Genomic DNA, 11,968 nt, shown 5'->3' with positions numbered 1-11,968 from the left:
TTTTCATTGCTGTCGCGCTCAGCCGATTTTGCGCTGGGGCAGGACATCCTTCAGTTTTTCACGCATTTCCCGAATGGCCTTTTCGGTGGTTGGCCAATCAATGCAGGCGTCGGTGACAGACACGCCGTATTTCAGGTCGGCCAGGTTCTCAGGAATGGACTGATTACCCCAATTGATGTTGCTCTCTACCATCAGGCTTTGGATGGAGGTGTTGCCTTCCAGGATCTGGTGCGCCACATCCTGCATAACGAGAGGCTGGAGGCCAGGATCCTTGTTCGAGTTTGCATGGCTGCAGTCAACCATGATGGACTTCCGGAGTTTTGCCTTTTCCAGGGCCTGTTCGCAGAGGGCGACACTGACGGAGTCGTAATTGGGCTTACCACCGCCACCGCGGAGCACGGCGTGGCCGTAATTGTTGCCCTTGGTCCGGATGATGGCAACTTTGCCCTGCTGGTCAATGCCAAGGAAACTGTGCGGGTGCGACACGGACTTCATGGCGTTAACCGCGACGTCAAGGCTGCCGTCAGTGCCGTTCTTGAAGCCGATGGCCATGGACAGACCGCTGCTCATTTCACGGTGGGTCTGGGACTCCGTGGTACGGGCACCGATGGCCGACCACGCGATGGTGTCCTGCAGATACTGTGGCGAAATCGGGTCGAGTGCTTCGGTGGCTGCCGGCAGACCGAGTTCGTTGATATCCAGAAGCAGGCGGCGGCCGATATGCAGGCCCTGCTCGATATCGAAGGTGTCGTTCAGTTTCGGGTCGTTGATCAGGCCTTTCCAACCGACGGTGGTCCGGGGCTTCTCAAAGTACACGCGCATGACGATCAGAAGCGTATCGCTGACTTCGTCAGCAAGCTTTTTCAGGCGTTGGGCATAATCGCGGGCTGCTTCAACATCGTGGATGGAGCAGGGGCCAACCACCACGAACAGGCGGTGATCCTTGCCGTCCATGATGTCATAGATGGCCTGGCGTCCATTGGCTACGGTTTCAGCGGCTTTGTCAGAGAGTGGCATCTCCTTTTTCAGCGCTTCAGGCGTAATCAGTGGTTCCTGGCTGGCCACATTCAGGTTCTCTAGTTTTTTGCCCGACATGTTGTTCTGTATCCCCGATTCTGATCGTTGCTTCCCAGTTGGACGAACAAATGCCAACGGAGTTGCAGATTAACGCGAATGCGCCGGTGTCCGGTTGCGATTAACCCCGGCGAGGTGGTTATACTGCGTCATTTGGTAGGCCTTTTCAACGCTTCTTCAGCACGGGGACTGGATGTCACAAAACAGGCAAAAAGCACGAGATGTTCCGGTCCGCAGGACGGTTTCGACGAAGATTGCCGATGTCCTCACAGGAATCCGTGTTCCGGATCTGCCTTACCCGCCTGGAAAGCTCGACCCTGATTCCGTCAGTGACTGGCGCCCCCTGCTTCTGTCCTGTTGGGCCGAGCAGCGGGATGAGCGTGTTACTCACGTGGTCCGTTCCGTTCACCTGAACTGGTCGGCGATGCAGATCAATGCCGCGTATGTCGCCGACCGGATAATGGATGTTTTTCTGAAGACCAGCGGGTTGCATCCGGAGTTGGCTCGTCGGGTCGCTCGCCTGCGGTTCTTTCTTGCCTGGCGGATGAGCCTCGAGGGCGCCAAGGCGTTCAGCGAAACTTTTATCGAGTGGCTAGACAGTCTTCAGGAATGGCGAGGCTGGAGTGATTCGGGTGGTCGCTCTGCAAAAGTTCTGCTCGATCAACTGGACGCACTGGTTATTGCGGTATCCAGCAGTTTCGAGTCTGGTCGGGCATCCGAGGTTGAAGACTTTTGCCGGCAGTGGAAAGAGGACGCCGACAGGCGTAATGGGCAGATCGGCAAACTCCACCAGAGATTGCTGGAAACGGAGCAGGGCGCGGCCCGTCAACGTCGTGCCGATCAGACCGCCCGTGCCCTGATTGGCCGGGCACTGCACGGCCGCCGTTTGCCTACGCCAATCAGTCGCTTCGCCCTGGACCAATGGCGCAGGCTCCTCAAACACGCGATCTGGGAATCCGGTGTCGAGGGAGAGACGTTCCGCCACGGATCAAAGCTCCTCGAATGGCTGGTCTGGATCGGCGACCCATCCTTATCTGATCAGGACCGCAACCGGCTCTATCACGTGGGCGAGCAGATTGGTGATCGCATCCTAGATGTCTGGAACCGCACGTTTGATCACCCCCTGGCGGCTGGCGAATTGTCCGGGATTGAGAGCGTCCTCGTATCACGGCTGCGCGGAGAGGCGCCGGAATTGGCTGACGCTTTGCCACCGCCGGACAGGTTCAGCTGGGACAGCTCATGGCTGGAGTTTTCGGCAGCAAGCCACGGCGAAGTCAGCGAGCTGGAAGGGCAATGGTTCGTCGAAGGCGAAGGCAGAAGCGAACAGCGCCGCTACTTCTTTGCGCTACTGGAGGACACCGCAGAGGTTCTTTGGACGAACGGCGCCGGGGTGAAGCTGGGTTTGCAGCCTTGGGTAGAATTCCAGCAGGCGCGGGAACGTGGCGAGGTACGCCCGTTACCGATGCTGAATCCCTTTGGCAAGGTATTGAATGAGACGATAACGGTGCTTGCGGAGGTTTGCTATAAACAACGCAGGCAGCGGGAGCAGGCGGCCAAGGAAGCTCGTGATCAGGCTGAGGCACTTCGCCACAAACGCGATCAGGAGGAGGCACGGCGAAAGCAGGATGAAGCAACCCGTGAAGCTGAGTTGACGCGGGAGCGACAAAGGGAGGAAGCCCAACGGCAAGAAGACGAGCGGGTGGAACTTGAGCAACGCGCCCGGGAGCAACAGCTTCTGGCAAAAAAGCAGGTCAGCGAGCTGAAGCTCGGCGGCTGGATTGCCATCGCGCCATCCTCGGCTGAGGACGACCCGTTGCGACTCAAGCTGGCGGTCCGGATCAACGCGTCGCGGAAACTCGTCTTTGTTGACCGTTTGGGGCTTAACCGCCGAGAATTTCAGGAGGATGGTTTGGTGGAGGGAATCGTGGCCGGCCAGATACGGGTATTGGACAGCTCTGCCGAGTTTGACGATGCCCTCAGCCGGGTTGTTGGCCGAATCCGGGTGGGCCGAAATTGAGGCCGAAAGCAGCGCAGGTAAAATAATAATGAGTAATGCAGACTACGATTTTTGGGCGTCAGATCAGAGGTTGGAGAGCGCGGATAACCGATCGGACTATCGGCTCACGGCAACGGCAAGGGCAACGCTGGAGCTCGAGTCTGAGGTCCCAGGTCACGGACCTGAGAGTCGGGGGCGCGCTCTGGTGTGCCGCATCCGCGACATTTCAGCCCGTGGAATGTGCCTGCTTTCGAAAGAACCGCTGTCACTGGGCGCACTGCTCCCGGCATCCGTATTCCTCGGCACTCATCCCGAGCCGTTTGCATTGATGGTGGAAGTGGTCTGGTGTCGACCGAACCAGTCCGAATTCCTGGTGGGTACGCAGATTATCGAATCCGCCGACACGGCCTATGTGGAGTGGTTGGAGGCGGTTGCTTCGGCGATGACCGGGGAGTGACTCCGGATTACAAAAAAAGCCGGCGACAAGCCGGCTTTTTTCGTTCTTCAACGGTCGCTGGGGCTCACTCTTCCATCTGAGCCATGCCGGTAATGTTGAAGCCGGCATCGACGTACATGATTTCGCCGGTAATGCCGCTGGCCATATCTGAGCTCAGGAAGGCTGCTGCATTCCCGACTTCATCAGTGGTCACGTTGCGACGCAGCGGAGCCTGCTTGGCGTTCTCGGCAAGCATCCGTCGGAAACTCTTGATACCAGACGCCGCAAGGGTTTTGATTGGACCGGCGGAGATGCCGTTGACCCGGATTCCGTCTTTGCCGAGGCTGGCCGCCATGTAGCGAACGTTGGCCTCGAGGGAGGCCTTGGCCAGACCCATCACGTTGTAATTCTGCAGCACCCGCTCGGCACCCAGGTAGCTCAGGGTCAGCAGTGAGCTGCCCTCGTGCATCATCTTGCGTGCTCCCTTCGCCAGCGCTACAAAGCTGTAAGAACTAATGTCGTGGGCGATTCGGAAACCTTCGCGAGTGGTCACGTCGACATAATTGCCGTCCAGTTCATGGCCGGGGGCGAATCCGACGGCGTGGACGATGATGTCAATGTGATCCCAATGTTTACCCAGCTCGGTGAAGACGTTCTCGATTTCTTCGTCACTGGCGACGTCACAGGGGAACGTCAGCTTGCTGCCCCATTGTTCGGCGAATTTCTCCACCCGGGGTTGAAGCTTTTCATTCTGATAGGTGAACGCCAGTTCGGCGCCTTCCCGGGCGAATGCTTCGGCGATGCCGTAGGCAATGGACAGCTTACTGGCAACGCCAACGATCAGTGCTTTCTTGCCACTGAGTAATCCCATGGGTAGTTCTCCCTGTGTTCCTGATTTCGGAGCATTATCCCTGAACTCGCGCGCTCCGGGTAACGCTCAATTGGTCGTAGACGGGTTCTGGTAGAAGAACGCCGCACTGAGCAGTTCCTGGGTGTATGCCTGATTCGGTGCGTGGAAAATGTCTTCGGCGTTGCCGTATTCCACAATCTTTCCGTGGTGCAGAACCAGCAGTTTATGGCTGAGTGCCCGAACCACGGCGAGGTCGTGACTGATGAAAATATAGCTTAGACCATAGCGGCCCTGTATATCCCGGAGAAGTTCAATCACCTGCTTCTGAACGGTCCGATCCAGTGCTGAGGTTGGTTCATCCAGAATGATCAGGTCGGGCTGGAGCACCAGCGCTCGGGCAATGGCAATGCGTTGGCGCTGGCCTCCGGAGAACTCGTGAGGATAGCGATGGCGGTTCTCCGGGTCCAGGCCAACGTCCCGTAACGCCTGGATGACCCGTTGCTCATGGTCGGAAACCGTGCAGGGCTCGTGAATCTCAAGGCCTTCCCGCACTATCTCGGCGATGGACATACGTGGGCTCAGGCTGCCAAACGGATCTTGAAACACAATCTGAATCCGACTTCGCCAGGGGCGGAACTGTTTCTGGGTGAGATTGCCCAGTTCCTCCCCGGCCAGCTTGATACTGCCGGTGCTTGCGGTCAGTTTGAGCAGAGCGTGCCCGATGGTGGTCTTGCCACTGCCACTTTCGCCAACGATCCCCAGCGTTTCACCCCGGTTGAGGCTGAAATTGGTGTTCTGAACGGCGTGAAAGTAGTCTGTGACCTTGCCGAACAGCGATTTCCGGGTGGAAAAACGGACGTCCAGGTTGGCGACCTGAAGCAGGGGGGCGCTTTTGCTCACCGCCTTCAGTGGCGCTTCCGGTGGCTCGGCATCCAGCAGTTTGCGGGTATAGGGGTGTTTGGGCTGTTCAAACAGGGTTTCTGTATCCGCCAGTTCCACCAGCTTCCCCTGTTCCATGACAGCCACCTCATCGGCATAACGGTGGACGATGGACAGGTCGTGGGTGATCAGAAGGATGGCCATCCCCAGTTTCTGCTGGAGTTCCCTGAGCAGTTCGAGCACCTGTTTCTGTACCGTGACATCCAGCGCGGTCGTGGGCTCGTCGGCAATCAGGAGTTCGGGTTCATTGGCCAGGGCCATGGCAATCATGACGCGCTGTTTCTGCCCCCCTGAGAGCTGGTGGGGGTAGCTGCCCAGGCGACTTTCCGGGTTCTGAATACCGACCAGATCGAGTAACTCAATGCACCGTTTCCGCGCGGCGGAATTTCGCATCCCCTTGTGCAGGGCGAGGGTTTCCCCGATCTGCTTTTCGACCGTGTGCAACGGATTGAGGGACGTCATGGGTTCCTGGAAGATCATGCTGATCTGCCGCCCCCGGATCTGACGAAGGCGCTTTTCACTCGCCTTCAGCATGTCCTCACCGTGGAAGTAGATCTCTCCAGTGGGGTAGCTGGCATGGCGCTCATCAAGCAACCGAAGCACGGATAACGCCGATATGGATTTGCCCGACCCGCTCTCTCCGACCAGCGCCAGGGTCTCGCCCTCACGAACGGCAAAGGAGAGCGAATCCACCGCCCGGGGGCCATGATCGAAACAGATAGACAGGTTGGAAATCTCTAACAGGTTGCTCATATCAGCTCTTTCTCGGATCAAAGGCGTCCCGGACGGCCTCACCGACAAACACGAGGAGCGTCAGCATGACCGAAAGCGAAATAAAGGCAGATATGCCGAGCCACGGTGCGTGCAGGTTTGCTTTCCCCTGGGCGATCAGTTCGCCCAGCGACGGCGACCCCGATGGCAGGCCGAACCCGAGAAAGTCCAACGATGTCAGGCCCGTTATGGCACCGGTCAGGATAAAGGGAAGGAACGTCAGTGTCGCGACCATGGCGTTGGGAAGAATATGGCGGAACATGATCTTCCGGTTCTCCAGGCCCAGTGCCCGGGCTGCTTTTACATATTCGAAGTTCCGCGCCCGAAGAAACTCGGCGCGGACGACGTCCACCAATCCCATCCAACTGAACAGCAGCATGATGCCGAGCAACCACCAGAAGTTTGGCTGTACGATGCTTGAGAGGATGATCAACAGGTAAAGCACCGGAAGGCCCGACCAGACCTCAATGAACCGCTGACCGAGCAGGTCAATCTTACCGCCGTAATACCCCTGAATAGCGCCAACGGCGACACCCACAATGCAACTGGCGAAGGTCAGGGTAAGGCCGAACAGCACGGAAATCCGAAAACCATAGATCACCCGGGCGGCGACATCCCGTCCCTGGTCATCGGTACCCAGCCAGTTCTCCGCGCTGGGAGGTGCCGGGGAGGGGACTTCAAGATCGTAGTTGATGGTGTCGTAGCTGAATCGGATTGGCGGCCACAGGATCCATCCGTTGGCCTCGATCTCACTGGAGATGAAGGGGTCCCGGTAATCGGCTTCGGTCGGCAGGAAGCCACCGAACGTTTCCTCCGATACCGACTCCACCACCGGGAAATACAGGGTGTCCTGATAGGACACGATGAGAGGCGAGTCGTTGGCAATCACCTCCGCGATCAGTGACAGGCCGAAGAGGGCCAGAAACACCCACAGTGACCAGTAGCCTCTCCGATTGGCCCGGAAATTCCGCAGCCGCCGACGCTGGATGGGCGTAAGGGGCTTCATGCTTACGCACCCTCCCGGCTTTCGAAGTCGATACGCGGATCCACGAGAACGTAGGTGATGTCGCTGATCAGTTTCAGGATCAGACCCATCAGGGTAAAGATATAAAGAGTGCCGAATATGACCGGGTAGTCCCGGTTCAGGGCTGCTTCAAACCCGAGCAGGCCCAGTCCGTCCAGGGAAAAGATAACCTCGATCAGTAACGATCCGGTGAAGAACAGCGCAACCAGAACACCGGGCAGGCTCGCAATCACGATCAGCATGGCGTTCCGGAACACGTGGCCGTAGAGAACCTGCTTTTCCTCCAGGCCCTTGGCCCGCGCTGTCACGACATACTGCTTGCTGATTTCGTCCAGGAACGAGTTCTTGGTCAGCAGCGTCAGCGTGGCGAAGCCGCCGATCACATTGGCGGTGACCGGCAGGGCCAGGTGCCAGAAGTAATCGCCGATCTTCTGGTACCAGGTCAATTCATCAAAGTTTGTCGAGGTAAGCCCACGCAGCGGGAACCAGTCGAAGTAACTGCCGCCGGCAAAAAGCACGATCAGGAGGATTGCAAACAGGAAGCCTGGAATGGCATAGCCGATGACAATGGCGGAGCTGCTCCACACGTCGAACCGCGAGCCATCCATCACAGCTTTACGGATGCCCAGGGGGATTGAAATGACATAGATGATCAGGGTCGACCAGAGCCCGAGAGAGATGGAAACGGGCATCTTCTCAACGATCAGACTGGTCACGCTTTTTTCGCGGAAGAAGGAGTCCCCGAAGTTGAAGGTGGCGTAATCCCCCAGCATCTTGATAAATCGCTCGTGGGGCGGCTTGTCGAAGCCATACATGACCTCAATTTCCTTCAACAGCTCATCCGGTATTCCACGGGAGCCCCGGCTATCGCCGGAGGCGCTTGATACCTCACCCCCGGAATCGCCGCCCGAGGCACGCGCCAGGGCACTGCCTCCGTGGCCTTCCATTTCTGCAATGAGTTGTTCAACGGGGCCGCCTGGCGCCGCCTGGACGATCACGAAGTTCAACAGCATGATCCCGATCAGCGTCGGGATAATCAGCGCCAGCCTTCGGAGTATGTATATGCCCATTTAGCGGAAAGTTCCTTCCGTTACAGCGAGGATCAGAATCAATTGCTCAGGGCCGCACCCACCAGTTGTCCAGATCGATGCCGTTTTTGGGCGTCATTTCGGGGCGCTGCAGTTGATTCCAGTAGGCGACCCGGTCCTTGGCCAGGTGCCAGTGGGGGATCACATAGTGACCCTGAAGAAGTACCCGGTCCAGCGCACGAACCCGCTGAACGAGCTCATCTCGGTCAGGCGCCTGAATGACTTTGCTTACCAGGTCGTCAACCACGGGATCGGAAACGCCCATGTAGTTTCGGGATCCGATGGCGTCGACATTGGCGGAATGCCAGTACTCCCGCTGCTCATTGCCGGGGGAATCGGATTGCGGCAAAACCTGGGTAATCATATCGAAGTCAAATTCCCGGACCCGCTGGACATACTGGTTGCTGTCGACGAGACGGACGGAGACATCAATGCCCAGTTTCGCAAGATTGTTCTTGAAGGGCAGGACCACCCGCTCAAAGCTTTTCTGGAACAGCAGGATCTCGAAGGCCAGCGGCTCCCCGGTGCTCGTGTTGACGAGCTTCCCATCCTGAATCTTATAACCAGCGGAGCGTAACAGTTCCAGGGCGCTGCGCAGGTTCTCTCTCAGGCCCTGCTGACCGCTCGTCTCCGGTGGTTGATAATCCTCGGTAAAGACGTCCTCACTGAGCTGGTCCCGATAGGGTTCCAGTATCTCGAGTTCGCGCCCCTGGGGCAGCCCGGACGAGGCCAGATCGCTGTTCTCGAAGTAGCTGTCGGTTCGTGTGTACTGGCCGTAGAACAGGTTCTTGTTGGCCCATTCGAAATCGAAACCGTAGGCCAGAGCTTCGCGCACGCGGGGATCCTTGAACACGTCGCGGCGGGTGTTGAAGGCGAAACCTTGCATGCCGGTCGGGCGATGGTGCTCGATCGCCTCCGCAATGATCTGGCCGTTGTCAAACTTGGAACCGGTGTACGCTGTCGCCCAGTTCTTTGCCGAGGTCTCGACCCGGAAATCGAAATTGCCAGCCTTGAACGCCTCGAGCGCCACCGTATCGTCGGTGTAATAGTCGTAATGGATCTGGTCAAAATTGAATCGACCTTTCCGAACCCCAAGGTCTTGGGCCCAATAGTCGTCGACCCGCTCGTAGGTAATCGAACGCCCCGCCTCGAACTCGCCGATTCGATAGGGACCGCTGCCCAGGGGCGGTGTCAGACCGTTGTCACCAAATTCCCGGGTCTCCCAGTAATGGGCCGGCAGGATCGGCATCTGGCCAAGAATCAGTGGCAGTTCCCGGTTCATGGTGGGGCGGAAGTCAAAACGAATACGTTGCGGGTTTTCGATGGTGACCTCGGCCACATCCGCATAGTAATTGCGGAAAAACGGGTGGCCCTTGGTGGTCAGGATCTCGAACGAAAACTTCACATCCTCTGCGGTAATGGGTTCACCGTCGTGGAAGCGGGCGTTCTCGCGCAGGTTGAACGTGACGTAGCTGCGGTCTTTCGGTGTTTCCAGGGATTCGGCGATCAGGCCATAGGCGGAAAACGGTTCGTCATCGGACGAAACCATCAGGGTGTCGTAAAGATACGTGCTGATGCCCGCCGCTGCGACACCCCGAATATCGAACGGGTTGAACGAATCAAACCCGTTGGCAACCACCGCCATTTTCAGAGTCCCGCCCTTGGGCGCCTCGGGGTTCACGTAGTCAAAATGCGGAAACCCGACCGGGTACTTGGGCTCGCCGTGCATGGCGATGCCGTGCTGGGCGTTGGCCGGGTCGGCGGTATTTTCGCTGCTCATCACTGAGGATGAAGTGGCCAGCAACGCAAGAGAAGAGAGGATCGATGTAAGGTGTGAGGCTGTCCGTTTGCTAGTCATAGGTCTCGCACGTTCCGGAGTGTCAGGCCGGCACGCCAGAATCCCGCCCGGCGCGCCGTTGGTTCCTAATCGAACCCTTATGATTCTTGTAGTTAGGGAAAGTTCCTGCGCCGGAATGACTGTGCGTCAGGGACTGTTCCGAATATCAACGTAGAGTACCAGACTTTGACCCGGTTGCAGATAACGAGAGGTATTCAGGTCGTTCCAGCTTGCGATGTCCCGCACATTCACGGCGAATCGGCTGGCGATAGTCGACAGCGAATCACCTTTACGGACCCGGTATCCCACCTTGCGGACCATGGCGTCGCCCCGGGCATTATTCGTCGCGACCACCGTGGGCTTGGAGGTTTTGGACCAGATCACCAGTTTCTTTCCGGGAATCAGCGGGTCACCCGGCGCCATCCCATTCCACGCGGCCACTTCCCGAACCGAGACGCGGTGTTCCCGGGCAATGTCCCAGAAGGTATCGCCGCGGCGGACCGTGTAACGTACTTTATTGCCATCGCGCTTACGGTCCTGTTTCCGTTCAAGACGTTGTGAGGCACTCAGGGCGTAAGTGTCTGAGGCCTTGCTGGCCGATGGGATCATCAGGCGCTGGCCGATACGGATCAGGTCGGAGTTGAGATTGTTGACCTGCTGGATCACCGAAGGCGTGGTTGAGAACTTCCGGGCAATGGTAATCAGGCTGTCGCCGGACTGCACCTTGTAGTTGCGCCAGGAGACACGTTGACTGGCCGGGATTTTTGCCAGCGCGGCCCGGAAGGTTTCGGCATTCTCACGGGGCACCAGAAGCCGGTGCGGGCCATCCGGGTTAGTCGCCCATCGGTTGTAGGTCGGATTGAGCAGGTAGATTTCGTCGACATCAACGCCGGCCAGTTCAGCCGCCTGAGCCAGGTCGAGCTGTGAGCCGGTTTCCACGATCTCGAAGTAGGGTTCGTCCTCGAGGGCGGGCAGGGTGATGCCGTAATCCTCAGGCTTATCGAAGATTTTGGCCAGGGCAATCAGCTTGGGCACGTAGTGCCGGGTTTCCCGGGGTAGCTCCAGCGACCAGAAATCCTGCGGTTGGTTCTTCTTCCGGTTCCGTCGCATGGCGCTGGAAACCGTTCCACCACCGCTGTTATAGGCGGCCAGGGCGAGCGTGTAGTCTCCGTCAAATCGGTTTGCGAGACGGTCCAGATACGTCAGCGCGGCATCTGTTGCGGCCACAACGTCGCGTCGGTCATCATGCCACCAGCTCTGGGTCAGGCCGAAGTATTTTCCGGTTGATGGAATGAACTGCCAGAGGCCTGCAGCCCGACCATGGGAATAGGCGAACGGGTCGAATGCGCTTTCCACCACAGGCAGAAGCGCGAATTCAGCCGGCAGGCCGTGCTTCTCCGTCTGGTTCAGGATGTAATGAAGGTACCGGCTGCCGCGGTCGACCACGCGATTGATATAACCGGGATGACTGGCGTACCAGTTGAGCTGGTCCTGCACCCGCTCATTATCGACGCTGTGGTCGAGCGCAAACCCTTTCCGCAGCCGGCTCCACAGATCGGTCTGCTGGGGTGCCTGCTTGACGATCTGCTGCTCGGGGTTGTCGAGCTTTTCCCGGGCTTCACGGGCGGTATCCCTCAGTTCCGGCGCAATGGCCTCATCCAGGGCGCCATGGACCGCGGCGTCTTCCCCCTGACCGGACTCGACAGACTGTTTGAGGTTCTCGTCGCCCGTTGCAACAGTCACCTGATCGGATTCAAGCGGGTTGGTTTCCTGTTCTCCTGAATCTGCATCGCTGAACCAAGTAGTGGGATTGACCCAGGAGTCTCCGGGTTGGTTCAGCAGGCTGCAGCCGCTGGCGAGAGTCCCGGCGAAGAAGAGGATAGACAATCGTTTGACCGACATAGAATACTTCCGGCTCATTGTTGAAGCCGGACGGTGTGTCTGAAAATCCGG

9 protein-coding genes are annotated in these 11,968 nt (G+C 58.2%); 2 read left to right on the top strand and 7 right to left on the bottom strand.

The window, feature by feature from the left end:
* Positions 1-18: 18 nt before the first annotated feature.
* On the bottom strand, positions 19-1,095 hold the full coding sequence (locus KXD86_RS02455; RefSeq protein ID WP_218634503.1) for a 3-deoxy-7-phosphoheptulonate synthase: 1,077 nt from the start codon (positions 1,093-1,095) through the stop codon (positions 19-21).
* A 172-nt stretch (positions 1,096-1,267) separates the two neighbouring features.
* Here KXD86_RS02455 and KXD86_RS02450 point away from each other — a divergent pair, with 172 nt between their 5' ends.
* Both KXD86_RS02450 and KXD86_RS02445 read left to right on the top strand, forming a co-directional pair.
* Positions 1,268-3,091 carry a DUF1631 family protein gene (locus KXD86_RS02450; protein ID WP_218634502.1) on the top strand — a complete coding sequence of 608 codons (1,824 nt, stop codon included), beginning with the start codon at positions 1,268-1,270 and terminating at the stop codon, positions 3,089-3,091.
* A 28-nt stretch (positions 3,092-3,119) separates the two neighbouring features.
* Positions 3,120-3,527 (top strand): PilZ domain-containing protein, encoded by a 408-nt coding sequence (locus KXD86_RS02445; RefSeq protein ID WP_218634501.1) that lies wholly within the window; start codon positions 3,120-3,122, stop codon positions 3,525-3,527.
* A gap of 64 nt (positions 3,528-3,591) precedes the next feature.
* On the opposite strand, the gene KXD86_RS02440 is transcribed toward KXD86_RS02445, so the two are convergent.
* From KXD86_RS02440 to KXD86_RS02415, 6 genes are all read right to left on the bottom strand, one after another.
* A complete protein-coding gene (locus KXD86_RS02440) occupies positions 3,592-4,377 on the bottom strand; it encodes an enoyl-ACP reductase FabI (protein WP_218634500.1) in 786 nt (261 codons plus the stop codon).
* A gap of 66 nt (positions 4,378-4,443) precedes the next feature.
* Positions 4,444-6,048, bottom strand: a complete 1,605-nt coding sequence (locus KXD86_RS02435; RefSeq protein ID WP_218634499.1) for an ABC transporter ATP-binding protein — start codon at positions 6,046-6,048, stop codon at positions 4,444-4,446.
* Position 6,049: 1 nt separating this feature from the next.
* On the bottom strand, positions 6,050-7,072 hold the full coding sequence (locus tag KXD86_RS02430) for an ABC transporter permease (protein ID WP_218634498.1): 1,023 nt from the start codon (positions 7,070-7,072) through the stop codon (positions 6,050-6,052).
* Between the two features lie 2 nt (positions 7,073-7,074).
* Positions 7,075-8,160, bottom strand: coding sequence for a microcin C ABC transporter permease YejB (locus KXD86_RS02425; protein ID WP_218634497.1), 1,086 nt, complete (start codon positions 8,158-8,160; stop codon positions 7,075-7,077).
* Between the two features lie 46 nt (positions 8,161-8,206).
* Positions 8,207-10,036, bottom strand: coding sequence for an extracellular solute-binding protein (locus KXD86_RS02420; protein ID WP_218634496.1), 1,830 nt, complete (start codon positions 10,034-10,036; stop codon positions 8,207-8,209).
* Between the two features lie 126 nt (positions 10,037-10,162).
* On the bottom strand, positions 10,163-11,917 hold the full coding sequence (locus tag KXD86_RS02415; protein ID WP_218634495.1) for a LysM peptidoglycan-binding domain-containing protein: 1,755 nt from the start codon (positions 11,915-11,917) through the stop codon (positions 10,163-10,165).
* Positions 11,918-11,968 lie beyond the last annotated feature (51 nt).

Source organism: Marinobacter arenosus (assembly GCF_019264345.1).
Lineage (GTDB): Bacteria > Pseudomonadota > Gammaproteobacteria > Pseudomonadales > Oleiphilaceae > Marinobacter > Marinobacter arenosus.
Note: the sequence above shows the minus strand (reverse complement) of the source record. Positions and strands in the feature narration are given on the sequence as shown.